Genomic DNA, 26532 nt, shown 5'->3' with positions numbered 1-26532 from the left:
ACCGATCCGACGCCGCGACGGTGCCACCTGAGTCAATGTGGCTGGGGTGGCACCAAAGCGGCCGGTCCGGGATGGATGCCTAGACGGCCGGCCTTCACTGATCTTGGGGCCGTCCTTACGTTTCGAACGCTTGCTGTTCTGTAGCCGATGTCAAGTCGAGGAACCCGGTTTACCAGGGGCACAGCCGCAGAGTACGACCAACTTGCGACAACTCCAGACGGTGTAGCAGCGGCACCAGACAATGGCAGCCCGTGGGAGACCACCTCGGACTGAGCTTCTTCGTATGGCCTGAGCCGTTCATCGGCCCTGATGTAGGCGGAACGCACGCGGATCGGCTCACGGGCCTTCGGCGCCGCTAGAACGTGGCCGTGTCGGCTACATGTCGCCGCACGACCTGGTCGGCGTGCGCAGGTCCGGACGCTAGTGGTCGCGCTCTTGAAAGCCGCTAACCCGCCCCTGTTGGTCTCACTTGTGGTCTCATTCGTTGGCGTTCGCCGGTTACCGCCGGGGCCTGTGAAGCCACTTGACCAGGCTCACCGGCCAACTAAGTACCCCCGCGGACATCCCACCGTGGCCCTGAAAAGCGGAAGGTCGGCGGTTCGACCCCGCCCCTGGCCACCAGCTCTTCGCCGGGCTGAACGAAGCGGTGACCAGTGAAAGCTCCTGGTCGCCGCTTCGCTTTTCAGCAGTCTCGATCTCGTCTCCGATCTTGTGGCCACGCGCTCATGTCAGCCGGTCATCCAGCCGTATCCAGTAGCAGGGCGGCACAACTGTGACGAAGATTGTGAAGCCGCATCTCTGGCAGGTCGATCACCGCTCGCAGCGGGTACCAACTCCGCCGTAGGTTGTCCGGCTCGATAGCCGACCCGGTGACCTCGTAGAACGGCCCGCCGATCTGCACGAGCTTCGCGACGTTGCGGTGTATCAAGTCCTCACGAACACTGGGCGCCGTGGCGTTTCGTGATGATCCCAACGGTGACCAGTTCTTTGCGCTGCGCACGTTCCGCGGAGACGGTTCTGCGAGCTCGACGCCGGTGTGGCTGGCATCTGGTGGTGGCCGTTGGTACGGGTACACGCCTGCTCGTTCGTGGAAGGTCGGACGGATTCGCCGCAATCCTCGGGTCGAGGTCGCACCGTCGACGTTCGAGGGAACTCCGACCGGACCGTGGCGGTCCGGGTGGGCGCGGGTGCTGTCCGGGCGTGAGTTGCGCACTGCCAAGCAGGCGATGACCGTGAAGTATGGCAACAGGTTTCGGGTGTTTGTGATCACCACTCTGTTCGGCAGCCTTCGAAAGCACGGTGGACGGGCGGTAGGGCTGGAGATCAATCTCGACGGCTGAACGGTCTTTCCGGGGCAGATCCGCAGCGCCTGCGCTCTTGAAACCGCCGCTCATGGCCCGCCGCTGTAGCAACGGCGCCGAACAAGAGCCCTGTCCCACCAGTTCCCTTGAGCATTCTGGGCCACGACCAGCGGGACCTGATGCCGAGCCGGTGTCGCTAATCGAGATCAATCAACCTTGTTGGAGGGTCCGCGATGAACAGCTACGTCCGCTGGACCGACATCCGCGCCGACCATGTGGAGCGCGCGGGCGGCGAGGAGGCCGTCGAGGCTGGCAAGCAGGAGTTGCTGGCAGAGGTCATCGGTCACCGCCTAGCCGAGGTCCGTCGCGCTCGTGGCCTGACACAGCAGCAGGTGGCCGACCGGATGGGCGTCACCAAGGGCCGCGTCTCCCAGATCGAGCAGGGGAAAGTGTCCGGCCAAGACGTGCTGGCGAGATCCGCGGCGGCCCTGGGCGGCCGACTCCACCAGGCGATCTACTTCGACGACGGCGACATCGCCGCGATCGCCTAAGCAGACGGGCTGCCGCCGGCTGATCCCGAGGCGGACGCGATGTTCCGAAGTCAGCTTCCGGACGATGCAGGCCGACGAAGATCAGCCGATCTCGCGTAGCGACGCGCTGCGTGCACTGGCACTGCTGCGGCCCGCGCGCCGCGTCGCCTGACGACCGTCGATCAAGGCAGTACCCAGTACGAGCATCATGGAGTGGTGACCGACGGGCCTCTGACCGGGGGGAACATTACTCACGAGGTGGTACGGATCGCGGATACGGTCCGGCGCACGCGGGGTGCCCGGGCGCCGTATGCCGCTCGGGTGCTGACCTACCTGAATCCGTCGACTTCCCCTACGCACCACGCCACCTGGGCATCGACGAGTACGGCAGAGACATCCTCAGCTTCATCCCGGGCCGCACCACCGACCACCCCAGTCAACGAGCAGCCGGATGCTGCGCGAGCTGCATGACGCCACCGCAGGTCACACGCGAACTCCTCCTCGACGCGCTGACTTGAGGTGGGCTTCCCGGCGATCAGCGTGAGCCCTCGGCCGCCTTCACCGGCGTGGCGCCGGGTCGGGTCCACTGCGCGGTCGGGCGGCCGTCCCTGCGCCAGAAGCTGTAGGTCGGATCCTGTGGCCAGCCCTCCGGCGAGTCCTCCCAGGACTCCTGCCGGCCATAGACCGTCATGTCGAGCAGCTTGAGGGATGCCACGATCGGCTCGGTACCGCGGTCGCCCGTCTCGTACGTGAGGTAGATCCGGTCGCCGTCGCGGAGGAAGCAGGCGATGTTGCCACCACCGACGATGGCGGGGTCATCGATGCCGTAGCTGGAGTACCACGGGTGGGTGTAGCCCATGAACTCTCGGAACGGTGCCATCTCGTCGTACGGCCCTTCACCGAAGACGGCGAAGGTGATGCCGCGCGCCTCGAGGTACACCGGGTTCTGGAAGTCCCAGATCGAGAGCGTGCAACCCTCGCACTGCTCCTCGAACGGCTTCCCGAGGTGCCACATGTGTTTGTAGACGACGAGTTGGTCGCGCTCCCGGAAGATGTCCAGCAGCGGAGTGGGGCCGTGCTCGCCGACCAGCGAGACCGGCCCGACCTCGGTCATCGGCAGCCGCCGCCGCGCGGCCGCGATCGCGTCTCCCTCACGGGTATGAGCCTTCTCACGGGTCAGCAGTTGGTTGCGCTCGCGCAGCCACGTCTCCCGGTCGACGACCGGGGGCAGGGCGGCACTGGACGTGAGCTTTGCCGTCATCGCTGTCTCCTTTCAGGAATGGAGCCGTTCGCGGTATGGACGAGCGAGCCGGCGATCCGTCATCGGTCACCGATGACGAGTGGGGCATCCAGTCGTCGGTACGGTTGTGACGACGATTGAGCCCAGGGGAGATCGCATGTTCCCACCGTCTGACGAGCGGGCGGTTTGGCTGCGACGCTCCTTCGATCAGCACCGGGGCGAGCTGCACAGGCACTGCTACCGCCTCGCCGGGAACGTCGCCGACGCGGACGACCTGGTACAGGAGACCTTCCTGCGCGCCTGGCGGAGCCGTGACCGCTTCGAGGGGCGGGCGTCCGCGCGAACCTGGCTGTACCGGATCGCCACGAACATCTTTCTCGACAGCCGCAAGGCAGCCAGTCACCGGACCGTGCCGTCAGGTGACCCGCTGGAGTGGTCCACGGAACTCGGCCCCTATCCCGACACCCTGCTCGCGGACGACCCGCAGACCGGTCTCGCCGCCCGGGAGACCGTCGAGTTGGCCCTGATCGCCGCGCTCAGGTACCTGCCCCCACGGCAGCGGGCAGCCTTCGTGCTGCGCGACATCCACGGTTGGACGCCGCAAGAGATCGCCACCGCGCTCGGCACCGCCGTTCCGGCCGCCAACAGCCTGCTCCAGCGGGCCCGCGGCACGCTGCGGCGGCATGCGCCGTCAGACCCGAGCGACTGGCGCCGTCCGCGGCTCACCAGCGAGGACGAAGCGATCCTCCGGCGCTACGCCGACGCGAAGGACCCCGAGGCGGTCCGGACACTGCTCGCCGCGGACGTACGGATCACGATGCCACCCGATCCCCCGGTAGTCGGAATCGACGCGGCCACGGAGTTCCTGGCTCGGCCGCTCGACTGGCGTACCTTCCCCAGCTCGGCCAACGGGCGCCCGGCGCTGATCTGCTATCTCCGCCGGCTCGGCAGTCCGCTCTACGAGGCACTGGTCGTCGACGTGCTACGCATCGAGGACGGGAAGATCGTGGAGAGCAACGCGTTCGTCGGCGCCCGTCATGTGATGGCGTTCGGCATGCCGGCCAGGTTGGAGCCCTGAGCGCTGGCTCGATGCGCCGTTGATCGTGATTAATCCCAGTCTTGACCGATTTCGCCCATTACTTGCGCTAGCTGATCAGAGTTGACCAAAGCATGACCGTGCCCGTCATGATCGGCCTACTGCTTCAACTCGTCGCCGCGACGATCATTCATTTCGCGATCAAGGGAAGGTGGCTCGACCACCTCGGCGCCTTGTTCGCCGCCATGGCCATCCTCGGGCACGGGCTGACCGAACTCATCCAGTGGATCTGGCCCGGCCGGAACACCTTCCGCGCCCTGGTCTCCCAGGCGGCGATCGACAACTGGGTCGTCCTGGTCTCCGTGGCGATCCTGCTCTACGCGGTCACCTACGCCGCCCTCATCCTGCTCCGCCGCCGTACCACCGGTGAACAGCCGACTCCACAACCGGCGAGGTACATCGCCCGGCTGCGGCTGCCCTGGCTGCTTCTCCTCACCGCACCACTGCTGATCGCCACCGCGCGCGGCCAGGGCGTCCTCGCTCCACGCGCCGTCGGCACCGACACCATCCCCGACAACAGCAACTACCTGATCTCCGGCCTGGCCACCCAGTACCTCCTGCTGCTGACCGCGTTGACCGGCGTCGTCGTGGTGGCCCGCCGCGGGCGACGCTGGCTCCTACCGGTCTTTCTCGCCCAGGCAGTCCTGCTCGCGCTTGCCGGAATCCGATCCATGATCGTCATTGCCGCGGTGCTGACCATCCTCGGCATCCGGCTCGCCGGAGTACGACCCAGCCGCCGTCAACTGGCTCTGATCGTCGCCGTCGCCGGGTTCTTCATCGTCACGATCTCCGCCAGCCGTGCCACCGACGGGCGAACCGCGTTCCTCGCCGACCAGGGAACCGGCGGACGGCTCACCGCACTGACCGACGGCGTCACCCACCTGACCAGCCCCGGCAACGGCCAGGCGATCCTGTCCGATCTGGCCTACCGGTTCGACGACAACAGCTACGGCGCGATGGTCCTGCAGTCGCTCAAGCACGGCTACCAGCCCGTGGGCCTTGCCACCGTCCGCAACGACGTGCTGCTGGGCGTACCCAGCGCTCTGCAGCCCGACAAGCTGGACAGCTCCGTCGAGACCCGCAACGAGGAGCAGTACGTCGACGTCCACATGGGCCTGAATCCCGCCATCGACTACCTGACCAGCGTCCTCGGCACGATCGTCGCTTACTACGGGCCCTGGGGCCTGCCCATCGCGGCCATCCTGATCGCCGTCGCGTTCGCCGCCGCCGAAGCGGTTATCAGCAAGGCGGCCAGCCCGACCCGTCTGATCCTCGCCGTCGGACTCGCGCAATGCGTGATGCTCTACGAGTCCGGCCCGGTGGTCTACATCACGATCATGCGCGGATTCGTGCTGCTGGCCGCACTCGTCTGGATCATTCGCGGAATGCTCAACGCCGCGAACCGCCGCGGCGAGGCTCCCGGCGTCCCGGCGACCCTGGAGCAGAGCCCGCCACGCCGGCTCGAGGTCATCGAAGACGCGGGGGCGCTGACCCAGACCGTGATCCGTCCCCGCTCCTCGGCCGCGATCACGGGGAACCACGGGATCGACGGGGACCACGGAATCGACCGGGACACGAGTTCGACCCAGGTCATCCCCGCATGATGCCTGCTACTCCGGGGCGCCGGTCTTCGCGTCGAGTGACACATACAGCGACGCGTTGAGATTGCGCAGGCTGAGCTGCGTGCCGCGCTCCTCGGCCCGGCCATACATCGTGAACAGCGCCGAGATGCCCTCGGGCCCGCAGCGCGTCACCCCCGACATGTCCAGCACCAGCTCGGTCGGCCCGTCGTCGAGCAGGGCGCGCGCCCGACTCGCGAGATCTTCGGCGGCCTCGACATCCAGGTCACCATCCACCACGAGCTCCGCGCTGTCGTCGCGTCGTTCCCAGTCGAACCCCGGTCCCGGCATGCCGCCACAATATTCGGAACCACCGACAGAACGCGGTCGTTTGACCGGACCGGCAGGATGCCATCCATGCGGATACGACCGGCGAACGCCGACGAATGGCCCCTGATCTGGCCGATCTGGCACCGGGTGGTGGCTGCCGGAGACACCTACTGTTGGGATCCCGACACTGGCGAGACGACAGCGCGAGGACTGTGGATGATGCCGCCGCCGGCTGAGGTGTGGGTCGCCGTGGAGGGCGCCGTCGTCGTGGGTACCGCGCTGCTCAAGCCCAACCAACCGGGACTCGGCGACCACGTGGCCAACGCCGGGTTCATGGTCGATCCGGATTCGGGCGGCCGAGGAATCGGCCGGGCGTTGGCCCTGCGCGTCATCGACCGGGCGAAGGAGATCGGGTACCGGGCGATGCAGTTCAACGCCGTGGTCAGCACGAACGACCGCGCGGTACGGCTCTGGCGGTCGCTCGGTTTCGAGATCGTCGGAACGGTGCCGCAGGCGTTCCGGCACAGCCGGCACGGCCTCGTCGACCTGCACGTCATGTACCAGCGCTGGTGAGCGCCCGGGCAGGACGGGTCAGGTCGCCCGGCGGCGCAGCGTGGCGACCGTGGAGCCGGCCAGGGTGGCCAGGCACTCCGGCAGCTGACCGTCGGCCAGCGCCGCGCCGAACAGCGCCCGGCCCATGGACGGGTCGGAGTTGACGTACGCGCTGACGAACCGGGCGACCCAGCGGGCGTCGTACGCGACCTCGTCGATGTCCGGGAAGTCCAGGGTCCAGCCACCCGGCCGGGTGCCCTCGCCGACCATGGTGGCGGCCAGGCAGACGGCCACGTCATATGCGCCGGAGACCCCGGCTCGGTCCACCACGTCGTTGAAGGTGCCGGCGAGGGCCTCCCGATCTTCGCCGAGGGCCGAGCGGAGAACCAGTTCGGCGTCGCGGTACGGGTCACTCTCCAGCGAATTCACAGGAGTCAGCCTAAATCGCTGGGTCAAGCCGGGCGGCGCAAAAGGCAGCTGATCCGGGCGGTGCAGATGCGCTCGCCCTGCTCATCGGAGATGACGACCTCGTAGCTTGCCAGCGTGCCGCCCAGGGAGAGCGGAGTGGCCACTCCGGTCACCCGGCCGCTGCGCGCCGACCGGTGGTGGGTGGCATTGATGTCGATGCCCACCGCGATGCCGCCGTGGGTGGCCGCCGCGTGCAGGGCGGCGCCGACCGACCCGAGCGTCTCGGCCAGTACGCAGGACGCCCCGCCGTGCAGCAGCCCGTACGGCTGGGTGTTGCCCTCGACCGGCATGGAGCCGACCACGCGCTGCGGCGAAGCCTCACTGATCGTGATGCCCAGCCGTTCCGGGAGCAGGGCGCCAACAGTCGCTTCCTGGTCCTGGTGGATCTTCTCCAGCGCGTCCATGAACACGGACGGTACTCCTCGGCGAGAGACCCGGAAGCGATCGAAGTCACCGGCGCGCTAGGGTGCTGCCCGGGACCATTGGGAGGGAGACGGCGCCATGCGCCCAACACGCAGAGCCCTCGTGGCGATCACAGCGACCCTGCTGGTTGCCGCTGGCGGCTGCGCCTCGAATCCGACCAGACCGGCCGGCACCGGATCGATCGATACGGGCATCCGGCTGTACGGCACGGACGGTAACATGAGCAACTCGTTCGGCGCCGACTTCAAGAAGCCCGGTGCGATCACCGGGATGGTCGGCACCACGCCGCTGACCGCGCTCACGGACGACTTCAAGCAGCGGCTGGACCAGGTCGACCCGAATCTCGCGGACGACAACTACGCCGGCGAGTCATACGACGCCGTGGTGATCAGCGCGCTGGCCGTGGCCGTCGCGGGCACCACGAATCCGACGACCGTCGCCAAGTATGTCGACGGGGTGACCAACCTGCAGCCCGGCGGAGTCGAGTGCACCCAGGTCAAGGACTGCCTGGATGCGATCGCGGAGGGCAAGGACATCGCGTACCGCGGCGTTGCCGTGCGCAATGGCCTGACCCCTGCCGGTGAGCCGGCGACCGCCTCGTACGGCACGCTGCACTTCGGCCAGAACAACAAGATCGACGACGCCAAGACCGAATTCGTGTCGGCTGGCAACACCGAGGACGCCAGCAAGCAGACGGCGCCGTCGTCCGGCGCGCACGGCGCCAAGAGCACCCAGCTGACCCTCGGGCTGCTCCTGCCGAAGACCGGTGCCGTGGCGTACCTGGGTCCGCAGATGTTCGCCGGCGCGCACCTCGCGGTCAGGGAGCTCAACGCCGCCGGAGGCATCCTGGGCAAGCCGGTCGTCGCGATCGACGGCGACGACGGTACCGACGTCAACAAGGCGACCGCGCAGTTCAACGCGTTCGTCAGCCAGAACGTCCCGATCATGATCGGGCCGCCGTCCTCGGGCGAGGCGACCGCGCTGGTACCGAAGGCGGTGGCCGCCGGCCGGATCCTGTTCTCCCCGTCCGCCACGTCGGACGGCCTGTCCACGATCGACGACCACGGCCTGTTCTTCCGGTCCTGCCCGCCCGACTCGTACCAGTCGCAGGCGCTGGCCGACGTCATCATGCGCGGCGGCGCGCGCCGGGTGTTCATCGTGGCCCGGGACGACGCGTACGGCGCCGGCCTGCGCGACGGGGTCAGCAAGGATCTCATGGCGGCCGGCATCAAGCAGGACGACCTGACCAGCAAGACCTACTCCGACGACCAGAAGGACTTCGGTGCGATCACCAAGGCGGTGAAGGACTTCAAGCCGGACGCGGTCATGGTGGCCGGCTACGAGGAGTCGGCGAGTGTGATCTCGGCGCTGCAGGCCGATGGGATCAAGTTCGCCCAGTCGTAGACAGCGGTCGCGCACAGGACCGATCTCGAAGGCCGCCCGCCGACACGCCGGGCGGCCTTCGTGGTTCAGGACGGCCGGCGGCGGGACAGGAATTCCTCCATCCGCTCGCGCTTCTCGTCGTCCTCGAACAGCACGGCCTGACCCAGCAACTCGGCGACCGGGTGGGCGGCCGGCGCGTCGACCGCGAGCTTCGTCAGCCGTACCGCGAGGGCGGAGCCGGCCGCGATCTCGTCCAACAGCGCGTGAGCCGCCGGCAGCAGCTCGTCCGGTTCCTCGACGACCCGGTTGACCAGCCGGATGGCGAGCGCCTCCGCAGCCGGTACCCGTCGGCCGGTGAACAGCATCTCCTTGGCCAGCGTCTCGCCGACCAGCGCCGGCAGCCGGTACGTGGCACCCGCTCCCGCCATGATGCCCAGCCGCACCTCCGGCTGCCCGAAGAACGCCCGGGACGTGCAGATCCGCAGGTCGCAGGCGTACGCCAGCTCCGCCCCGCCACCCAGCGCCGGACCGTCGACCGCCGCCAGCGAGGGCATGGGCAGCCGGCGCAGCCGCTCGAAGATGCCCACGTTGATCCCGGCCAGCGCCTCGATCCGGCCGCGGTCGCGCAGCTGCCCGATGTCCGCGCCACCCGCGAACACGCCCGCCGCACCGCCGGTGAGCAGCAGCAACCTTGGCCGCTCCTCGAGTGACGCGCACAGCTCGTGCAGGGCCGCCACCATGCCGGCGTCGATCGCGTTGCGCTTCTCCGGGCGGTTCAGGGTCACGATCACCCGGTCGTCGCGCTCCTCGATCCGCAGCGAGTTCACTGGCGTACCCCGTCTCTCCACTCGTAGAAGCCGTGCCCGGTCTTGCGACCGAGTCGCCCCTGCTCCACCAGCGATTCAAGCAGGGCGGGCGGCTCGAACCGTGGACCGTACGCGTCGCGGAGCGTCCGCGCGATGTCCAGCCGTACGTCGAGGCCGACCAGGTCGGTCAGCTCCAGCGGCCCCATCGGGTGTCGGTACCCGAGCATCATCGCCTTGTCGATGTCGGCCGCGCTGGCAACGCCGTCCTCGACCATCCGGATCGCCTCCAGCCCGAGGGCGATACCCAGCCGCGAGGTCGCGAAGCCGGGCATGTCCCGCACCACGATCGGGTCCTTCCCGAGCCGGGTGGCCAGCGCCCGAGCGGCGTCCACGAGATCCGGCCCGGTGCCGTCCGCCACGACGATCTCCAGCAGTGGCATGACCCACACCGGGTTGAAGAAGTGCAGGCCGATCACCCGCTCGCCGAGCGAGCCGATCGGGATGCTGGAGGTGTTCGAGCCGAGCAGGGCCGGGTGCTTCCCGGCGGCCTCGGCGAGGACCGCCCGCTTCAGGTCGAGACGCTCGGGTACGGCCTCCACGATCACGTCCGGTCCGTCGTCCACCTCGGCCAACGCGTTGAACCACGCGATTCGGGTACCGGCCTCCGAAGCGTCCGCCTCGGACATCCGGCCCCGGGCCACCGCCCCGGCCCACAGCACGCGCAGCCGTTCCCGGGCGGCGTCCACGCAGGTCGGCGACGTCTCAACGACTTCGACCCGGTACCCGGCGCCGGCGGCCACGTAGGCGATGCCGATCCCCATGGTGCCGGCCCCGATCACAACGAAACGATCACTCATGCTCGGATTGTGTGCCCCGCTCGCCCTCATTGGGCAAGGGGCTTACGGTGAACGCCGACATGTACCGACCAGTCTGGTTCGCGCGTCTGACGCCGCGCGACGACCCGGACTGGTCGCCGACTGTTCTGGCTCGCGCCTCCGATACGCGCCGGGCCAGACCAGTCGCCGACCGTGAGAGGGAATGCGATGGCTGAGGGCGAGACCGTAGAGACTCGTGGAGACGACCGGCACGACCTGATCGCCGCGGACACCAACAAGGACGGCAAGGCCGACCTGTGGGCGACGGATACGGACGGCGACGGCAAGGCCGACCTGTTCCAGTTCGACACCGATGGCGACGGCAAGGTCGACGTCACGATGGTCGACCTGAACCAGGACGGTACCCCCGACAAGATCGTGGACGGCGACGGCGGCCACGCCCCGCAGGTCTGATCACGTTCCCGTCGACCATCACGTTGCCGGCAGCCGCGCCGGGCGTGCCCGCTGCCGGCAACGTGTCCGGGCAACGACCAGTCCGGCTCGGCGCGTCCGGCGCCGCGCCGCGACCCGGACCAGTCGGCCACCGCCGGCCCCCGAACTGGGCTCAGCTGCCGCCCAGCGCGCGGATAGCCAGCGCCAGAGCCACCGCCAGCGCCGCGGCGCACAGGCACCCGACCAGCCAGGACCAGTCGGCCGTGGACGAGCTGTCCGGGGCGTACGCGTCGGGGTGGCCACGGGCCTCCAGCAGCTCCCGCTGGGCCAGCGCCACGGCCCGGTACCGTCCGGCCCGCCGCCCGCCCCGGGACAGCTCCAGCGCCAGTAGCGCCTGGGCCCGCTGCAGCCGCCGTACCGCCCGCCGCCCGGGCCGGCCACACCGCGTTTGCGCGTACCGGCGGGCCGCCGTCCGGGTGCGGCCGGAGCCCAGCGCCGCCAACTCCCGTACGGTGGCGATCCGCTCGTCGCCGACCAGCTTGTCCAGGTAATACCCGGCCTCCCGCCGGCTGGCCTGCCGAATCAGCAGCGTGACCAGCAGCAGGGCCGGGATGCCCTTGATGAGCAGCGCGGCCAGCACGCCCGGGCCGCCGTACCCGAACCCGTCGGCGAGCAGCGGGGAGTTCCAGCCGAAGTGGAACAGCCACGCGCCGGCCAGTGCGCCGAGCGCGGCTCCCCAGCGCCGCCAGGCCGAACGGTCGTGGTGCAGCGCGGCGTACGCGATCCCGGAACCGGCCAGCGCGGAGAACAGCGTGTGGCTCCACAGCCCGCCGAGGAACCCGCGCAGCAGGAAGGTGCCGACGACCGGCCTCAGGCTGTCCCCGTCGCCGGCCAGCGCGACCGCGTTGAGCGCGTACACGACGTCCTCGACCACCTGGAAGCCCAGCCCGACGAACGCCCCGTAGACGAACCCGTCCACCACGCTGTTGACCTGCGCCCGGGCGATGAGCACGATGACCACCACGCCCAGCGTCTTGGCCAGTTCCTCGACGGTCGGCCCGGCCACAGCCGGACCCCAGCTGGCCGCGAACGCCGGGGACACCAGCTTGGCCAGCAGGTCGTGCACTGCGGCGTCGCCACGCACCGCCGTCGCGGTGGCCGTGAGCGCGCCCCAGCCGAGCGCGGTGAGCAGCAGCAGCGGCGGCTCCCGCTCGAAGTAGTCGAGGCTGCGGACGAACACCACGAACAGCACGGCGTACAGGCCGAACAGGCCGATCGCGAGGCCGGTGGCCGCCGGGTACCCTGCCGCGACCTGGCGCAGCAGGGCGCCGATCTGCCAGCCGCCGACCAGGAGCAGCGCGATCAGCAGCCAGAACGCCGGCAGCCGCAGCGACCGGCGGGCCCGGGCCCAGGCCGGAGTCGGGATGACCAGCCCGGCCTCGGGTACCGCGGGAACGCTGTCCGGACCGGGTGCCCGGTCCTCGGTGGGTAGGTTCATGACCGGCCGAAGGTGATGCTCTGGACGCTGGTCTCCAGCGCCTGCAGGGAGTCGTGCAGTTCCAGGTCGCCGCCGGCGAAGGTCACCTCGACGGCGGTACCGGCGGCGAGAAAGGCGCAGTATCTGCCCTGCCGGCCCGGCGACGTGTACCCGCCCTGCCGCCCGGCCACTCCGGCGTCGGTGCGCACCGGCATCTCGGCCCCGGTCACCTGGTACCCGCGGGTCCTCGTGATGCTCTCCCGCAACTGGGCGGTGACCTCATCGAGGCCACCGGTGAACGGCAGCGCCCGTACCGAGTAGCGCACGCCGCCGAGCAGGAACAACGCGGTGCCCTCGTCCTCGCCCGGAACCGTGTGCGCGACGTCCAGCTGTGCCCCGACCGGTGGGACCAGGCTGACTCCGGCACCGATGTCGTACCGGACGCCGGCCGGAACCGGTCGTGCCGAGGCGACGGCGTTGTCGAGTGCGGGCAGCCCGAAGCTCAGCCCGGCCAGCACAGCGAGCACGGCCAGGCTCCACAACAGGTTGCGCAGCAGCCGGGAACGCACTCCCTGACGCTACCGCCCGGCGACGACGCGTGGTGGATTCATGTCGGCGGCCATCGTTGGGCGCGGCCGGGCGGGCCACCATGCCGCCGATCCGGTCAGCGCCCCGCACGCCGGTACCAGCAGGATCGACACCACGTACGCGACCAGCGCGATCCCCAGCGTCACGGCGAACCCGATCTGCACGAAGAACGGGACACCGGAGATCAGCAGTGCGGCGAACGTACCGGCGAGGATCGCCGCCGCGGCGGCGACCGACGGCCCGGCGTGCGCCACGGCAAGGGCGGCTGCCTCCCGTGGCCGGCGCCCGTCCCGGATCTCCTCGCGCAGCCGGGCGGTGATCAGGATGTTGTAGTCGGTGCCGATCGCGGTGACGAACAGGTACAGCACGATCGGGATGCTGAACGCGAGCGAGCTGGTGAACAGCCAGGCGGTCGCCCCGAGTGTGGCCGCGAACCCGGCGATCACGAGCACGACCAGCTGCACCGGCGCCAGCAACGCGCGCAAGAGCCCGGCGAGGATCAGCGCGAACAGCGCGGCCGCGACCGGGAAGATGACGGCGAGGTCGCGGTGGGTCGCGTTGCGGATCTCCGCGTACGCCATCGTCTGGCCGCCGAGCAGCACCGTGGAGCCGGCCGGGGCGGCGGCTCTGGCGGCGTCGCGCAGCGGCCCGTCCACCAGGTTCAGAGCAGCGGTCGAGTACGGCGCGCCGGACAGCACGAGCGGTACCCCGGCGGTCCGGCCGTCGGCGGACACGACCGGGGGCAGCGGCGACGCCACTCCGGGTACGGCGGCGAGCCGCGCGGTGAACTGGTCCAGCTGGGTCGCGGCGAGCGGGGCGGCGGTGCGCAGGTACACCGTGGTCGGGTTGAGCGCTCCGGCCGGGAAGCCGACCTGGAGTTCACGGAACGCGCGACTGGCCTCGGTACCCGCGGGCAACTGCCCCACCGGGTCGTAGGACGGGCGTACCGAGCCGAGCCCGGCGCCCAGCGCGGCGAGGAGCACCAGCCCACCGGCGAGTACGGCGGCGGGACGCCGCCCGACCGCCCGGCCCAGTACCGCGAACCGGGGTTCGGCGACCGGCGCGGCCGCACCGCTCGCCCGCGGGCGGCTCGGCCAGAACGTCCACCGGCCCAGGACCGTCACCACGGCCGGCACCAGCGTCAACGCGGCGAGCAGCGTCACCCCGACACCGATCGCCAGCGCCGGCCCCAGTGTGCGGAAGAACCCGAGCCTGGCCAGGATGAGCGCGGCGAACGCGGCGATCACCGCGAGCGCCGCCGACGCGATGACCTCACCGACCCGGGACAGCGCGGTGACCACCGCCTCGGTCGGCCCGTCGCCGGCCCGCAGCCGTTCCCTGTACCGGAACAGCAGAAACAGCACGTAGTCCGTACCGATGCCGAACAGCACCACGGTCAGCATCGTCGGCAGTTCCTGACCGACCTGGAAGCCCAGCAGCCGGCCGGCACAGGCGATCAGGGCGGTGGTCACCGCGTAGACGAGTCCGACGGTGAGCAGCGGTAACAGCGCCGCCACCGGGCTGCGGAAGATGAGCAGGAGCAGCGCGACGATCAGCGCGAGGGTGGCCACGGTCACGATCACCGTCGCCCGGTTGAACGACGTTCTGGTGTCGGCGGCCACCGCGGCCTGCCCGGTCATCCCGACCGAGAGTCCGGTACCGGCGACGGCCGCGGCAGCCGATCGGCGCAGGGCCGCGACCGCGGACTGGGTGTCCGCCCGCTCCGCCGGCCCGGCGAAGCCGACCACCAGGATCGCGACCCGCCGGTTCGCGGCGACGTCGCGTGCCGGGTCGAAGGTGATACCAGTGACTCCCTCGGCACGGGGCAGATCGGCGAGCCGACCGACGGCGGCGACGTCCGCCTCGGACAGGTTGCCGCCCGGGCGGCTGACCACGATCACGGCGGTGTCTTGGGTGGAGCCGGGAAACTCGCGGGCGGCCAGCGCCGCCGCTCGGGCGGATTCCGACCCGGACGGCAGGAAGGCCGCCTGGTCCGGATTGCTCACCGAGCCGATGCCGGGGGCAGCGAGCACGAGCGCGGCTGCCACCACCAACCAACTCACGATCACGAGCCACGGGCGGCGGGTCACCGCGCGGGCGAGGGCTGCGAACATCGGACCTCCTGAATGTGACACGGCATGCAGGATGGCACTAGGCGCAGCATGGCATCGCCTGCCACTTGGCACAACATGCCAGCCGTGCCAGGTCCGGCCATGAGAGGGTGGTAAGCGTGAATACCGCGCCAACCCGGCATGAACCCGCGCCCGGCCAGCGGCGGGCGGCGGCTTCGGCCAGCGCGGCCACCACACCGACCCGCCGGGAACGCAAGAAGATCGAGACTCGGGCCGCCCTGGAGACCGCCGCGCTGCGGCTGTTCGCCAAGCAGGGGTACGAGCGGACCACGGTCGAGGAGATCGCCGAGGCGGCCGACGTCGCGGTACGGACGTTCTTCCGGTACTTCCAGTCCAAGCAGCACGTGCTCTACGGCGACGTGGCGCTCAACATCACCGGACGGATGCGGGTCGCGCTGCTCGCCCGGCCGGATACCGAGTCACCGGTGGAGGCGGTGGGCGCCGCGCTGGACGCGATGGAGCTGGGTGACCCCGACCAGCAGCAGCAGGTACTCGACCGGCTGCGGTTGATGGAACGGCTGCCCGAGCTGGGCGGCACGTACCACATGATCTTCCAGCACCTGCACGACGTGATCGCCGAGTACGTCGCGGACCGCACCCGCCTGCACCCGGTCGACCTGTACCCGCAGCTGCTCGCCGCGGCGGCCACCGCCGCGATCAAGGCGGCGCTGGCGGTGTTCGAGGCCGCCGGCGGCCGGCAGTCGCTCACCGAGCTACGCGCGGCGGCCTACACGTCGCTGACCGCGGGTATCGGCGACCCACCGGCCTAGCGGGGGCTCGGTACTGTGCCAGCCGTGACGGACGCGCTGGAAGGGCTGAGCGGCCAGCGGTACATCTCGCTGACCACGTACCGCAGGGATGGCACCGCGGTGGCGACACCGGTCTGGCTGGTACGCGACGGCGACCGGCTGGCGGTGTGGACGAACCAGGCCGCCGGGAAAGTGAAGCGGATCCGGCGCGAGCCGTCGGTGACGGTCGCGGCGTGCACGGTCCGCGGCAGGCTGCTCGGCGAGCCGGTCGCGGCGCGGGCTCACGTACTGGAGGCCGCCGACACCGTCCGGATCATCGCCGCGATCAGGAAGAAGTACCGGTTCCAGGGTTGGCTCGTGACACTGCGCGCGCGACGCCGCCCGGAAACGACAGTCGGCATCGCGATCGAGCCGGTGGTCGCCGGCCCGGCGACTTCATGAGTCGGGGGCGGGCGGCGTGCACCTCACGCACACCGTCCGCCCCCGACTACTCGCTCGTTCGTCGATCGAACCGCGTTGCCGGTCGCGCTCAGTCCCCCTGGCGCTGCTGGGGGATCTGCCCCTGCAACAGGGCCCGTACCTCCGACTCCCGGTACCGGCGATGGCCGCCGAGCGTGCGGATCGCGCTCAGCTTGCCCGCCTTGGCCCACCGGGTGACGGTCTTCGGGTCGACGCGGAACATCGACGCAACCTCGGCCGGGGTCAGCAGCGGCTCAGGCTCGTGCGTACGCGATGCCATCGGTCACTCCTCCACAGATATTTCGCCGCCTCCGCGGAAAGAGCACGTCGGCGAGCATCTACGAACGACGGCCGGGGTCCCGCCGGCCGACGCGATTCCATGGTCCGGCTAGTCCCGCATGTCCGACATGGACCGAACGGCTGAAGGTCCGTGGATGGACGGATGATGAATGCCCGATTTTTCCGTATTTTGTACAACAGATAATGTCTTATTTGGATGATTTACTACGCTGCGTTATCGCACGAATACGAGCCATTCTCAGCTTAGTTGCTTCGTTCGAGCAGTTGTACCGCCCGCCACCTGGCAACTAGCTGCTCATATGCCTCCGTCGCGGAGTCCGCGTCGCCACGTGAGAGACCGGCCAGCCCGGTCGCCACCAACCCCGGGGAGTCATCGGCGGCGAGTGCGTCATCCGAAAGAAGTGGGACAAGTCCGCTGTAGTCCAACTCGACCAGCGACCGGGGGTGGAACTCCTCCAGCCACCGGGTGCTCTCCTCGACCGCCTCGGTGATCGGCGCGTCACCGAGCGCCTTGCGGAGCACCGAGTGGGCCCGGTGAGCGCGCCGGCGGGCCTTGGAGATCTCCGTCCGGTACCGCAGCACCCGCCGGCCCGGCCGGACGGACAGCTGCTTCTCGGACAGGTCGACGAACACGAACCAGCGCAGCGGCACGCCCCAGGTGGAAACCTGCTCGTGCACCCGGGGCATCCCCTGCTCGAGCACCTTGGCCCCGCTGCGCCAGTCCTCGACCACGGACTTGGCCAGGCCGGCGAGGGTCGGGGGGACGAACGCGTCGGCGAGTACCGCCGGCACCCCGTCCCGGGCGGACAGCGCGGCCTCGGCGACCCGGAACCGCAGGTTCCATGGGCAGATCAGCAGCGTCTCATCGGTCTCCAGGACGTAAGCCTCGTCCGGCAGGTCGGGCAGCCTCGTCCAGCCGGCGCCCAGCGCCTCCAGGACGACGGTGCGCTGCCGGCCGGGGCCATCCAGCGGACCGATGGCGCGACCGTCCTTCACGTACCGACGCCAGTAAAGTTGGCGCTCCCGGTCGAAAGCGGTCAACGGCTCGTACACCCGAAGGTAGGCGGCGAAATTCGAGGGCACGCACGCGATCGTGCCACGCCGGACGGTGGTTTCGCTGCCGCGTACGCAACAGGCCGGCGGCATTAGAGTTCGTGATATCCGGCAACACCCCGCCGGATACGAGACGCGGACCCCACGAGGGAGTGTTGCCATGGGCGTGTTCAACAGTGACAGCGATCACGAACAAGTCGTGTTCTGCCAGGACAAACAGTCCGGCTTGCGAGCGATCATCGCGATCTACTCGACGGCGCTCGGGCCGGCCCTGGGAGGCACCCGGTTCTACCCGTACGAGTCCGAAGCCGATGCGTTGCACGATGTGCTCGAACTCTCTCGTGGCATGGCCTACAAGAATGCGCTCGCCGGGCTCGACCTCGGCGGCGGCAAGGCCGTGATCTGGGGCGACCCGGAGCGGGACAAGTCCGAACCGCTGCTGCGCGCGTACGGCCGGTTCGTGGCGTCCCTGGGCGGTCGTTACTACACGGCCTGCGACGTCGGCACGTACGTGCACGACATGGACATCGTGGCCCGGGAGACGAAGTTCGTGACCGGGCGCAGCGTGGAGCACGGCGGTGCGGGCGACTCGTCGATCCTTACCGCCTGGGGCGTCTTCCAGGGGATGCGCGCCGCCGCCGAGCACCAGTGGGGCACGCCGTCGCTGGCCGGCCGCACGGTCGGCGTCGCCGGACTGGGCAAGGTCGGCAAGGTCCTGACCGCGCACCTGATCGAGGACGGCGCCTCGGTCGTCGCCACAGACGTCTCAGAGCGGGCGCTGGGCTGGGCACGGGCGACGTACCCGCAGGTGGACCTCCTGGACACCGCCGAGGCACTGGTCCGCTCCGACATCGACGTCTACGCGCCCTGTGCCCTCGGTGCGGCCCTGGACGACGAGACCGTACCGGCGCTGCGCGCGAAGATCGTCGCGGGCGCGGCCAACAACCAGCTCGCCCACCCGGGCATCGACAAGGTGCTCGCCGATCGTGGCGTCCTGTACGTACCGGATTACGTGATCAATGCCGGCGGTGTGATCCAGGTGGCCGACGAGATCGAGGGGTTCAATTTCGACCGGGCCAAGCTCCGGGCCACCAAGATTTACGACACCACCCGGCAGATCCTCTCCCTGGCCGACGCCGAAGGTGTGCCTCCGGCGGCCGCGGCGGACCGACTGGCCGAGCGACGCATGGCCGAAGTCGGGCGATTGCGGACAATCAGGCTGTGATCCCGCGCCATCGGCAGACAGCGGCCGATTGACGTAGCGACCGCCGTCCGGCTCGCCGCCTCCGATCGGCGGGCCGGACGGCGGGTAAGGACCGGGTGGCGGAGGGCCGAGGTGCCGAACCTGGCTCTCGACATGTACCGTATGAGCCACGAGAGATGCCTGTAGTCATCGGGGCGCGTCTGGATTGGGCTGCCCCGTAATTCTGTGCGAGGGGGTCGAGCCATGGGGCGCGGCCGAGCTAAGGCGAAGCAGACAAAGGTGGCCCGGGAGTTGAAGTACCACTCCCCCAACACCGACCTCGCTGCACTGCAGCGCGAGCTCGCCAGCAGCGAGAAGTCGAAGGAGCACTTCGACAACTACGGCGAGTTCCTCGACGAAGACTCGGACGACGAGGACGACGAGGACGAGCCGGACGACGGCGCTTGGGCGCCCGGACGCCGGTAAGGACTGAGCGGCACACACAAAGCACGCGGCATCTCCCGCGTGCTTAAGTGTGCCGCCAGAACACCCAGTGTGATCCATCACACTCCGGACCGGCCCCAGCCCGTCGGCACCCGCATGCGGACAGCCGCTCCGGGTCGCCACCGAGAGTCGATCCCGGCTGCTCGGTACCGGCGGCATCGGACGCGTCCGGAACTCGTGCGTTTACCGGCTGGGTCGATCCTCGGCAAAGCCTGGGCAGTTCGTCACCGTGATCCGTCGGTGAGCCGTCGCTACCGGGGCCTGTTGGTGAACTGGTAGAAGGTCGGGAACGCGTCCTCGAACGGGCGCCAGCGTCCAGCGCCGGTACCCCGGTCCGGGACGCGGGCATGCCACGTACGCTCCGCCTCGGCCAGCATCGCGACCAGGCCCGGTTCGGCGGCCCGTACCCGCTCGGCGATCGACTCAGTGCCCTCGGGCATACTCCAGCACTCCCTCCAACAGGCGGATCTTGCTGTTACGGCAGTGGTCTGTCTGGGTGCCGTCGAACCGGCCGTGCTCGAAGTACCGGTTGGAGGCGTGCGCCCCGCCACAGAAGCCGAAGTACGGGCAGCTCGCCCGGCACGCCTCGACACCGGACAGGTACTCGCCGATCCAGCCCTCGGACTTCTCCGCCGCGCTCGCGACGATCTCGTGGAGCGGGCGGTCCAGCACGTTGCCGGAGGAGAAGTCGCCGTACCGGGCGTCGACGAAGCCGGCCAGCTCCGGGGACAGCAACACGACCCGGCCGTCCTGGCCGATCGCCGGGATCGGATCGAACTGCCGCGGCAGCAGCTGGTCGTCGGTGCCGGACAGGACCGCTCCGGCGTACCGCAGGGCCCACTCGATCTCCCGCAGCTCGATCCGCGGATCGGCCCGCCACGCGGCCGTCAGCTCGGCCCAGAACGTCTGCACGGCGCTGCCGGCGAACCCGGTGCCGCGTACGTTGACGCCCTCCCGCTCCTCGACGTTGATGCCGAGCGCGTAGCAGCCCAGGTCGAGGAAGAAGCCGTACAGCTCGGCCGCCAGGCCCGGCCGGGGGTCGGACACCACGCACAGGGCGGCGAACGGGATCTCGTGCCGACGGAGCGCGGCGATGCCGCGCAGGATGCGGTCGTGCGCCGGCGCGGCGCCGCGCAGCACCCGCCGCTCGGCCAGGTGCTCGGGGCCGTCGACGCTGACCCCGACTCTCACCCCGTGCTCGATGAAGTACTCGCACCAGGCGTCGTCGATGAGCGTGGCGTTGGTCTGGATGTGGTGCTCGACGCCGGTGAACGGAGCCATGAGCCGTTCCAGGTGGGGCCGCCCGACACTGGTCGGCTCGCCGCCGTGCCACACCACGGAAAACCGGGGCGCCTGCCCGGCCCAGGTGTTCACCGAGGCGGCGACCGCCTCGGCCACCGGAACCGGCATCCGCCGATCCGTCGCCCGGAAGGGGAGGTAGCAGTACACGCAGTCGAGGTTGCACAAGGTCGTGGGCTGCATGATCACGTACGACGGAACCACGGCTATCCCGCGCATCCCGCTCCACCTAGGAGACGACAAAGTCCCCTCCTCCGTTCGGGGGAGTGTCGATTCAGACTAGGGGCTCCCGGCCGTACCGGCTAGCCGACGGCCCGTAACCGGCCGTTCCTGAATCGTGTCGTCGCCGCCCTCAGCCCCGGGTGTACGACCCCACCATCTGCACCGTGCCGGTGCCCTCGACGATCTCCCCGGCGACCCACGCCGGCACCTTGCGGGCAGCCAGGAACGCCAGTGCCCGGTCCGCGTCCTCGGGCGAGACGACCGCCATCATCCCCACGCCCATGTTGAAGGTGCTCTCCATGTCGGCGCCGTCGATGCGTCCCCTGGTCTGCACCAGGTCGAAGATCGGCTGCGGGCGCCAGGTGGCGCGGTTGACCACGGCGTCCACGCCGTCCGGCAGAACCCGGACCAGGTTGCCCGGGATGCCGCCGCCGGTGATGTGCGCGAACACCCGCACGTCGCACTCCTCGACCAGGCCGAGGCAGTCGCGCGCGTAGATCCTGGTCGGGGTGAGCAGCTCCTCGCCCAGGCTGCGCTCCTTACCCAGCTCGTCGACGATGGTCTCCAGCCGCATTCGGCCGGCGCCGGACAGCAGCACGTGCCGTACCAGCGAATATCCGTTGGAGTGCAGGCCGGACGAGCCCATGGCGATGACGACGTCGCCGAGTTCCACGTTCTCCCGGTCCAGGATCGCGTCGGCTTCCACGACCCCGACCCCGGTGCCCGAGATGTCGTACTCGTGCGAACGCATCACGCCGGGGTGCTCGGCGGTCTCCCCGCCCAGCAGCGCGCAGCCGGCCGCCCGGCAGCCGTCCGCGATCCCCGCGGCGATCTCCGCGACCCGCTCCGGTACGACCTCGCCGCAGGCGATGTAGTCGAGCAGGAACAGCGGCTCGGCGCCGCACGCGACCAGGTCGTCGACGACCATCGCGACCAAGTCGATGCCGACCGTGTCGTGGATGTCCATGGCCTGCGCCACGGTCAACTTGGTGCCCACGCCGTCCGCGGAGGAGGCCAATACCGGCTGCTTGTACTTCTTCATGTCGAGCCGGAACAGTCCCGCGAAGCCGCCGACGTCGCCCATCACCTCGGGCCGCAGCGTGCGGTGGACCTTCTTCTTGAGCAGCTCGACGGCCTGCTCCCCGGCGTGTATCGAGACACCGGCATCGGCGTAGGTTACTGTCCGTTTACGGGCGGAGCGCCCGTTTCCCCCGGTCCACGGCTGGTGTTGGATGTCGGCGCGCTCAGTCTGCGTCACTGTTCTCTCCTCCGTACGACGGTTACGCCCCTGGTTCGGCGTTTCCGCCTCGCCGGCCTCCGGGCCGACTTGTCTTTGCTCCGTGGTCACTGACGCAGCAGTGCGTCCGCGGTCTCCGGATCGGCGGCACCATGGGCGTCGACGTTGCCGTCGGTGGCGGGATCTCCGGCCACTCGACGCCCGACGCCCTCCAGCACGTGCTTGCCGATGAGGTTGTCGCCGGGGAGCCCGATCGGGTACTCCCCGTCGAAACATGCCCGGCACAGCCGGGTCGGGGGCTGCTCGGTCGCGGCGATGAGACCGGGCAGTGAGACATAGCCCAGGGTGTCGGCGCCGATGGAGCGCCGAATCCCCTCCGTGTCCAATCCGTTGGCGATCAGCTCCGCCCGGGTGGCGAAATCGATGCCGTAGAAGCACGGCCACTTCACCGGCGGCGAAGAGATGCGCACGTGCACCTCGAGCGCCCCGGACTCGCGCAGCATCCGGACGATCGCCCGTTGCGTGTTGCCCCGCACGATCGAGTCGTCGACCACTACGATCCGGCGTCCCCGGATCGCGTGCCGCAGCGGGTTCAGCTTCAGCCGGACACCGAGCTGGCGGATGGTCTGGGACGGCTGGATGAAGGTACGCCCGACGTACGAGTTTTTGACCAGCCCGGAACCGTACGGGATGCCGGACTCCTCGGCGTAGCCGATGGCTGCCGGAGTGCCCGACTCGGGTACCGGGATGACCAGGTCCGCCTCGACCGGGTGCTCGCGGGCGAGCCGGCGGCCGATCGCGACCCTGGTCGCGTAGACGTTGCTTCCGACGATGGTGGTGTCCGGCCGGGCCAGGTAGACGTACTCGAACAGGCAGCCCTTGGGGTCGGGCGCGGCGAAGCGCTGCGACCGCAGGCCGTGCTCGTCGATCGCGATCAACTCGCCCGGCTCGATCTCCCGCACCACGCTGGCGCCGACGATGTCGAGGGCGGCCGTCTCGCTGGCCACCACCCAGCCGCGGTCCAGCCGGCCGAGCACCAGCGGCCGCACGCCGTTCGCGTCACGTGCCGCGTACAGCGTGTCCTCGTCCATGAACACGAAGCTGAACGCGCCCTTGAGTTCCGGCAGCACCCGCATCGCCGCGGCCTCGACGGACAGGTCGGGATATCCGGCCAGCATCGCGGTCACCAAGGACGTGTCGCTGGTCGAGCCGTCCTCGGTCTGGACCTTCGCGGCGAGCTCCGCCGTGTTGACCAGATTGCCGTTGTGAGCCAGCGCGATTGTCGTGCCGGTGATCGTCGCCTGGATCGTCGGCTGCGCGTTTTCCCAGGTTGACCCGCCGGTCGTGGAGTAGCGCGCGTGCCCGATCGCCAGGTGGCCGCGGAGGCTTGCCAGGGTCGGCTCGTCGAAGACCTGGGCGACCAGGCCGAGATCCTTGTAGACGACCACGCCGGAGCCGTCGCTCACCGCGATGCCCGCGGCCTCCTGGCCACGGTGCTGCAGCGCGTACAGCCCGAAATAGGTCAACTTCGCGACTTCTTCGCCCGGCGCCCAGACGCCGAAGACTCCACACGAATCCTGGGGGCCGGGGCGCCCAGGGTCGAGCTCGTGGCTCAATCGGCCGTCGCCTCGGGGCACTTGCCGCTCCTTGGGCCGCTGGTTTTCCGGTTCGCGTGTCAGTGTACGCGAGCGCCAGGCAGTAGCGGAGAGCCACCTTTCGGGGTCGTTCCGTATCGACCACGCATGGGCCGGCACCCGTGAGCTGGGCGGTGGGAGATCAGCCGGTCCAAAGTGGCAGCAGCTCAGAGATGTCGGTGCGGATCCCGCTGGCCGACACGCGACCCTGCGCCCGCGCCTGCGCCCAGTCCAACCGGCCGGTGGCAAGCCGTAACCAGGTCACCGGGTCGGTCTCGATGACATTCGGCGGCGTACCCCTGGTGTGTCGCGGTCCGGGAATGCACTGAATCGCGCCGTAGGGTGGAACCCGCACCTCCACCGATCGGCCAGGGGCCCGCGACGAGAGTTCGGACAGCAGCCATCGCACAGCGTCGCGGAGCAGCTCACGGGTCGGCTCCCGATCCTGGTCGAGAGCCTGGACGGCGGCGGCCACCGCTGCTTGGCCGGGGTGCACAGGGGACACGTCGGGACGATACGGCTCGCACCCGGGCTAGTTCGGCATGCCCCCTGACTTTCATCACGCCAACAGACAAGGCATAGTTGCCCACGGTGTAATCGCACGGGGGCGGCGAAACGGAAGGGCGGTGGATGTTGACTGCGCACCGACGAGCCTGGGCGCTGCGTGCCGGACTCATGGCGGTGTTGGTAGCGGGAACGCTGGGTAGCGTGGCCCTGCCCGCTGAGGCGGCACCAGGGGACAATCCCACGGTCACCATCACCAAGCTCAGCCCGACCACGCTGCAGCCGGGCGGCCAGGCGACCCTGAGTTTCACAATCTCAGCGCCGGACGGCGCCACCGACACCCAGAATTACAGCACCACCGTCACGTCATCGCTGAGCCCTGACATCAAGTGCAACGGCGACTGCACGTTCACCGACCAGGTCCAGCCGGACAACCCGGTTCAGCACACCGTGACGCTGACCGCCTCACAGCACCCGAATGTGGCGCCCGGGCAGCAGGAATCCGGAAACATCAAGGTTCAGGTGACGCCGGGCGGCATCATCCACGGCAATGGCGGTGCGACCGCCAACCAGCAGATCGTTCTTCAGGTACCGCCGCAGACCCCGCAGACGACGCAGGCCGCGCCGACCACGGTCAACCAGGTCAGCGGCACGGTGAAGGACATCGCCACCGGCGATCCGATCTCGGGCGCCCAGGTCGCGATGCAGGATGACGACAATCACACCTACAAGGACACCACCGACTCGTCGGGGCGGTTCTCGTTCAAGTCGAGCGACAACAAGCCGATCGTGCCCGGTGTGCTCGCGTTCGTCATCACCAAGGACGGCTACCAGGAGAAGGACCTCAGCCAGAACGTCGACGCCGGCCAGACGTACACCCTGCCGGCGATCGTCCTGACCTCCTCCACGCCGGCGAGCGCGTCCAGCGCCAGCGACGATCCGCTGCCCACCCAGGCCGGTCCGACCGGATCCCTCGCGCCGCTGAACACCGGCGCCGCCGCGGCCGGCCCCGGTAGCGGCAGCGGTTTCTCCACGATCCTCATCGTGCTCGGCGCGATCCTGGTCCTCGGCGGTGTCGCCGCGATTGGAATCATTCTCTGGCGCCGCCGGAACGGCGAGTCCGGAGACGACGAGGACGAGGACGGCATGCCGCGCCGGGGGCCGACGCCCGTACCGGCGAGCCGTGGCGCATACCGAGGGGCCGGCAACGACGCGACCCAGATTCAGCGCGGCGGCGGGTACGGCGACCCGACGATGGTCGGCCGCGACCCGATGTCCGACGCGCCGACGATGATGCACCGGCCGGTGGTCGACGAATATCCGGACCCGTACGGCGCACCCGACCCGGCGACCCAGCCGGCCGGCTACGGCGCCGCGCCCTACGCGGGCGACGGGTACGGCAGCGACCCCTACGCCGGCGGCGGCTACGGCGACTCGCAGCGCGACTACGACCGGGGCTACGACGGCCCGGGCGGCTACGACGCCACCCAGCCGGCGCACAGCGGCCCGGGACAGCGGCCGGCCGCCGACCCGTACGCCGCGCCGAACCGCGACTACGACGGCTACAACGAGCCGACGACCTACGGCCGGGCCGAGCCCCCGTCCTCCGGTGGCGGCTACGGCGCCGCTCCCTCCTCGGGCGGCGGATACGGCGCCGGTGAGCCCACGCGACGCGGCGGGTACGGCGACGCCCAGGCGACCTCCCGGTACGAACCCGGCGGGGGCTACGGCGACGCGCAGGCCACGTCCCGGTACGAGCCCGGCAGCGGGTACGACTCCGGTGGTTACGAGTCGGGCGGGTACGAGTCGGGTCGCCGCGATGCCGGTTCCGGCGGGTACGAGTCCGGCGGCGGATACCAGGACAGCACCCGCCGGTACGACAGCGGCGACGGATACGGCGCCGGGGCCGGCGGCTACGAGCAGCCGTCCGCGGGTCGGGGCGGCGGCACGTACGGCGGCGGCCAGCCCGGCTACGACGACCCGCGCGCCGGGTACGGGTCGGACGCCGGCGCGGGCTACGGCGGCGGGCGCGACGAACAACCGCGGGCGGGGCGTGAGCCGCGAGGCGGGTACGAGCCCCGGGGCGGGTACGAACCGCCGGCGGACCCGTACGAGCAGCAGCGTGGCGGGCACGCTCCGCGGGGCGGGTACGGCGCACCGCCGCAGGAGACACGCCGCTCACTGGATTGGCTCGACGACTAGGACAGCCAGCCGGAACGTCAATGGCCGCCGCGA

General features: G+C 69.9%; 28 protein-coding genes. 12 read left to right on the top strand and 16 right to left on the bottom strand.

What is annotated here, in order from left to right:
• Window positions 1–950: 950 nt before the first annotated feature.
• Complete coding sequence (locus Raf01_RS07820) at window positions 951–1340, top strand: PPOX class F420-dependent oxidoreductase (protein ID WP_203917026.1); 390 nt, start codon at window positions 951–953, stop codon at window positions 1338–1340.
• A gap of 194 nt (window positions 1341–1534) precedes the next feature.
• Window positions 1535–1852 (top strand): helix-turn-helix domain-containing protein, encoded by a 318-nt coding sequence (locus Raf01_RS07815; RefSeq protein ID WP_203917025.1) that lies wholly within the window; start codon window positions 1535–1537, stop codon window positions 1850–1852.
• A gap of 514 nt (window positions 1853–2366) precedes the next feature.
• Here Raf01_RS07815 and Raf01_RS07810 read toward each other — a convergent pair.
• Window positions 2367–3092 carry a DUF899 family protein gene (locus Raf01_RS07810; RefSeq protein WP_203917024.1) on the bottom strand — a complete coding sequence of 242 codons (726 nt, stop codon included), beginning with the start codon at window positions 3090–3092 and terminating at the stop codon, window positions 2367–2369.
• 136 nt (window positions 3093–3228) lie between these two features.
• Between Raf01_RS07810 and Raf01_RS07805 the strand changes: the two genes are divergently transcribed.
• Together Raf01_RS07805 and Raf01_RS07800 are read left to right on the top strand one after the other, a co-directional pair.
• The gene (locus tag Raf01_RS07805) at window positions 3229–4149 is read left to right on the top strand and encodes an RNA polymerase subunit sigma-70 (protein WP_203917023.1); all 921 of its coding nucleotides are present in this window, start codon (window positions 3229–3231) and stop codon (window positions 4147–4149) included.
• Between the two features lie 92 nt (window positions 4150–4241).
• Window positions 4242–5771, top strand: coding sequence for a hypothetical protein (locus Raf01_RS07800; protein ID WP_203917022.1), 1530 nt, complete (start codon window positions 4242–4244; stop codon window positions 5769–5771).
• Between the two features lie 6 nt (window positions 5772–5777).
• Here Raf01_RS07800 and Raf01_RS07795 read toward each other — a convergent pair whose 3' ends face one another.
• Window positions 5778–6077 (bottom strand): STAS domain-containing protein, encoded by a 300-nt coding sequence (locus Raf01_RS07795; RefSeq protein WP_203917021.1) that lies wholly within the window; start codon window positions 6075–6077, stop codon window positions 5778–5780.
• A gap of 66 nt (window positions 6078–6143) precedes the next feature.
• On the opposite strand from Raf01_RS07795, the gene Raf01_RS07790 reads away from it, so the two are divergent.
• Window positions 6144–6629 carry a GNAT family N-acetyltransferase gene (locus Raf01_RS07790; RefSeq protein WP_203917020.1) on the top strand — a complete coding sequence of 162 codons (486 nt, stop codon included), beginning with the start codon at window positions 6144–6146 and terminating at the stop codon, window positions 6627–6629.
• Window positions 6630–6647: 18 nt separating this feature from the next.
• Here Raf01_RS07790 and Raf01_RS07785 read toward each other — a convergent pair whose 3' ends face one another.
• A complete protein-coding gene (locus Raf01_RS07785; RefSeq protein ID WP_203917019.1) occupies window positions 6648–7037 on the bottom strand; it encodes a hypothetical protein in 390 nt (129 codons plus the stop codon).
• Window positions 7038–7060: 23 nt separating this feature from the next.
• A complete protein-coding gene (locus tag Raf01_RS07780) occupies window positions 7061–7480 on the bottom strand; it encodes a PaaI family thioesterase (protein ID WP_203917018.1) in 420 nt (139 codons plus the stop codon).
• Window positions 7481–7601: 121 nt separating this feature from the next.
• Here Raf01_RS07780 and Raf01_RS07775 point away from each other — a divergent pair, with 121 nt between their 5' ends.
• Window positions 7602–8903 carry an ABC transporter substrate-binding protein gene (locus Raf01_RS07775; protein WP_239133441.1) on the top strand — a complete coding sequence of 434 codons (1302 nt, stop codon included), beginning with the start codon at window positions 7602–7604 and terminating at the stop codon, window positions 8901–8903.
• Window positions 8904–8968: 65 nt separating this feature from the next.
• On the opposite strand, the gene Raf01_RS07770 is transcribed toward Raf01_RS07775, so the two are convergent.
• A complete protein-coding gene (locus tag Raf01_RS07770; RefSeq protein ID WP_203917016.1) occupies window positions 8969–9709 on the bottom strand; it encodes an enoyl-CoA hydratase/isomerase family protein in 741 nt (246 codons plus the stop codon).
• Window positions 9706–10545 carry a 3-hydroxyacyl-CoA dehydrogenase family protein gene (locus Raf01_RS07765; RefSeq protein ID WP_203917015.1) on the bottom strand — a complete coding sequence of 280 codons (840 nt, stop codon included), beginning with the start codon at window positions 10543–10545 and terminating at the stop codon, window positions 9706–9708. Before Raf01_RS07765 ends, Raf01_RS07770 begins: the two co-directional genes overlap by 4 nt.
• 186 nt (window positions 10546–10731) lie before the next feature.
• On the opposite strand from Raf01_RS07765, the gene Raf01_RS07760 reads away from it, so the two are divergent.
• Complete coding sequence (locus tag Raf01_RS07760; protein WP_203917014.1) at window positions 10732–10977, top strand: hypothetical protein; 246 nt, start codon at window positions 10732–10734, stop codon at window positions 10975–10977.
• Between the two features lie 151 nt (window positions 10978–11128).
• On the opposite strand, the gene Raf01_RS07755 is transcribed toward Raf01_RS07760, so the two are convergent.
• Genes Raf01_RS07755 through Raf01_RS07745 form a run of 3 tightly spaced genes read right to left on the bottom strand, consistent with a single transcriptional unit; the run spans window position 11129 to window position 15135 of the window.
• On the bottom strand, window positions 11129–12454 hold the full coding sequence (locus Raf01_RS07755) for a PrsW family intramembrane metalloprotease (protein ID WP_203917013.1): 1326 nt from the start codon (window positions 12452–12454) through the stop codon (window positions 11129–11131).
• Window positions 12451–13002: a hypothetical protein gene (locus tag Raf01_RS07750; RefSeq protein ID WP_203917012.1), complete on the bottom strand. Its 552-nt coding sequence runs from the start codon at window positions 13000–13002 to the stop codon at window positions 12451–12453. The genes Raf01_RS07755 and Raf01_RS07750 overlap by 4 nt, the downstream gene beginning before the upstream one ends.
• Before the next feature lie 9 nt (window positions 13003–13011).
• Window positions 13012–15135, bottom strand: a complete 2124-nt coding sequence (locus tag Raf01_RS07745) for an MMPL family transporter (RefSeq protein ID WP_203917011.1) — start codon at window positions 15133–15135, stop codon at window positions 13012–13014.
• Between the two features lie 116 nt (window positions 15136–15251).
• Between Raf01_RS07745 and Raf01_RS07740 the strand changes: the two genes are divergently transcribed.
• Both Raf01_RS07740 and Raf01_RS07735 read left to right on the top strand, forming a co-directional pair.
• A complete protein-coding gene (locus Raf01_RS07740) occupies window positions 15252–15923 on the top strand; it encodes an acyl-CoA-like ligand-binding transcription factor (protein ID WP_203917010.1) in 672 nt (223 codons plus the stop codon).
• Between the two features lie 24 nt (window positions 15924–15947).
• On the top strand, window positions 15948–16343 hold the full coding sequence (locus tag Raf01_RS07735) for a PPOX class F420-dependent oxidoreductase (RefSeq protein ID WP_239133440.1): 396 nt from the start codon (window positions 15948–15950) through the stop codon (window positions 16341–16343).
• Window positions 16344–16431: 88 nt separating this feature from the next.
• Here Raf01_RS07735 and Raf01_RS07730 read toward each other — a convergent pair whose 3' ends face one another.
• Both Raf01_RS07730 and Raf01_RS07725 read right to left on the bottom strand, forming a co-directional pair.
• Window positions 16432–16641: a BldC family transcriptional regulator gene (locus Raf01_RS07730; protein WP_007073996.1), complete on the bottom strand. Its 210-nt coding sequence runs from the start codon at window positions 16639–16641 to the stop codon at window positions 16432–16434.
• A 263-nt stretch (window positions 16642–16904) separates the two neighbouring features.
• On the bottom strand, window positions 16905–17744 hold the full coding sequence (locus Raf01_RS07725; protein WP_203917009.1) for a DUF8083 family protein: 840 nt from the start codon (window positions 17742–17744) through the stop codon (window positions 16905–16907).
• A gap of 130 nt (window positions 17745–17874) precedes the next feature.
• Here Raf01_RS07725 and Raf01_RS07720 point away from each other — a divergent pair, with 130 nt between their 5' ends.
• Window positions 17875–18939, top strand: coding sequence for a Glu/Leu/Phe/Val family dehydrogenase (locus Raf01_RS07720; protein ID WP_203917008.1), 1065 nt, complete (start codon window positions 17875–17877; stop codon window positions 18937–18939).
• Between the two features lie 222 nt (window positions 18940–19161).
• Entirely contained in the window at window positions 19162–19383 is a 222-nt protein-coding gene (locus tag Raf01_RS07715; RefSeq protein ID WP_203917007.1) for a DUF3073 domain-containing protein, read from the top strand.
• A gap of 269 nt (window positions 19384–19652) precedes the next feature.
• Here Raf01_RS07715 and amcA read toward each other — a convergent pair whose 3' ends face one another.
• From amcA to Raf01_RS07690, 5 genes are all read right to left on the bottom strand, one after another.
• A complete protein-coding gene (gene amcA, locus Raf01_RS07710; protein ID WP_203917006.1) occupies window positions 19653–19841 on the bottom strand; it encodes a multiple cyclophane-containing RiPP AmcA in 189 nt (62 codons plus the stop codon).
• On the bottom strand, window positions 19825–20919 hold the full coding sequence (gene amcB / locus Raf01_RS07705; RefSeq protein WP_203917005.1) for a cyclophane-forming radical SAM peptide maturase AmcB: 1095 nt from the start codon (window positions 20917–20919) through the stop codon (window positions 19825–19827). The genes amcA and amcB overlap by 17 nt, the downstream gene beginning before the upstream one ends.
• Before the next feature lie 133 nt (window positions 20920–21052).
• Window positions 21053–22180, bottom strand: a complete 1128-nt coding sequence (purM, locus tag Raf01_RS07700; RefSeq protein ID WP_203917004.1) for a phosphoribosylformylglycinamidine cyclo-ligase — start codon at window positions 22178–22180, stop codon at window positions 21053–21055.
• A gap of 86 nt (window positions 22181–22266) precedes the next feature.
• Entirely contained in the window at window positions 22267–23796 is a 1530-nt protein-coding gene (gene purF, locus Raf01_RS07695) for an amidophosphoribosyltransferase (protein ID WP_203917003.1), read from the bottom strand.
• 139 nt (window positions 23797–23935) lie between these two features.
• A complete protein-coding gene (locus tag Raf01_RS07690) occupies window positions 23936–24298 on the bottom strand; it encodes a sterol carrier family protein (protein ID WP_239133439.1) in 363 nt (120 codons plus the stop codon).
• A 125-nt stretch (window positions 24299–24423) separates the two neighbouring features.
• On the opposite strand from Raf01_RS07690, the gene Raf01_RS07685 reads away from it, so the two are divergent.
• Window positions 24424–26499: a carboxypeptidase-like regulatory domain-containing protein gene (locus Raf01_RS07685; RefSeq protein ID WP_203917002.1), complete on the top strand. Its 2076-nt coding sequence runs from the start codon at window positions 24424–24426 to the stop codon at window positions 26497–26499.
• The last annotated feature ends 33 nt before the right edge of the window (window positions 26500–26532 follow it).

This window comes from Rugosimonospora africana, from assembly GCF_016862975.1.
GTDB lineage: Bacteria > Actinomycetota > Actinomycetes > Mycobacteriales > Micromonosporaceae > Rugosimonospora > Rugosimonospora africana.
The sequence above is the reverse complement of the archived record's forward strand: the minus strand, read 5'-3'. Positions and strand labels throughout refer to the sequence as shown.

Coding starts and splice junctions, on each gene's coding strand:
- Raf01_RS07815 (WP_203917025.1), top strand. CDS start 1,535: ATGAACAGCTACGTCCGCTGGACCGACATCCGCGCCGACCATGTGGAG.
- Raf01_RS07810 (WP_203917024.1), bottom strand. CDS start 3,092: ATGACGGCAAAGCTCACGTCCAGTGCCGCCCTGCCCCCGGTCGTCGAC.
- Raf01_RS07805 (WP_203917023.1), top strand. CDS start 3,229: ATGTTCCCACCGTCTGACGAGCGGGCGGTTTGGCTGCGACGCTCCTTC.
- Raf01_RS07800 (WP_203917022.1), top strand. CDS start 4,242: ATGACCGTGCCCGTCATGATCGGCCTACTGCTTCAACTCGTCGCCGCG.
- Raf01_RS07795 (WP_203917021.1), bottom strand. CDS start 6,077: ATGCCGGGACCGGGGTTCGACTGGGAACGACGCGACGACAGCGCGGAG.
- Raf01_RS07790 (WP_203917020.1), top strand. CDS start 6,144: ATGCGGATACGACCGGCGAACGCCGACGAATGGCCCCTGATCTGGCCG.
- Raf01_RS07780 (WP_203917018.1), bottom strand. CDS start 7,480: ATGGACGCGCTGGAGAAGATCCACCAGGACCAGGAAGCGACTGTTGGC.
- Raf01_RS07765 (WP_203917015.1), bottom strand. CDS start 10,545: ATGAGTGATCGTTTCGTTGTGATCGGGGCCGGCACCATGGGGATCGGC.
- Raf01_RS07760 (WP_203917014.1), top strand. CDS start 10,732: ATGGCTGAGGGCGAGACCGTAGAGACTCGTGGAGACGACCGGCACGAC.
- Raf01_RS07755 (WP_203917013.1), bottom strand. CDS start 12,454: ATGAACCTACCCACCGAGGACCGGGCACCCGGTCCGGACAGCGTTCCC.
- Raf01_RS07745 (WP_203917011.1), bottom strand. CDS start 15,135: ATGTTCGCAGCCCTCGCCCGCGCGGTGACCCGCCGCCCGTGGCTCGTG.
- Raf01_RS07730 (WP_007073996.1), bottom strand. CDS start 16,641: ATGGCATCGCGTACGCACGAGCCTGAGCCGCTGCTGACCCCGGCCGAG.
- Raf01_RS07720 (WP_203917008.1), top strand. CDS start 17,875: ATGGGCGTGTTCAACAGTGACAGCGATCACGAACAAGTCGTGTTCTGC.
- Raf01_RS07715 (WP_203917007.1), top strand. CDS start 19,162: ATGGGGCGCGGCCGAGCTAAGGCGAAGCAGACAAAGGTGGCCCGGGAG.
- amcA (WP_203917006.1), bottom strand. CDS start 19,841: ATGCCCGAGGGCACTGAGTCGATCGCCGAGCGGGTACGGGCCGCCGAA.
- amcB (WP_203917005.1), bottom strand. CDS start 20,919: ATGCGCGGGATAGCCGTGGTTCCGTCGTACGTGATCATGCAGCCCACG.
- Raf01_RS07685 (WP_203917002.1), top strand. CDS start 24,424: ATGTTGACTGCGCACCGACGAGCCTGGGCGCTGCGTGCCGGACTCATG.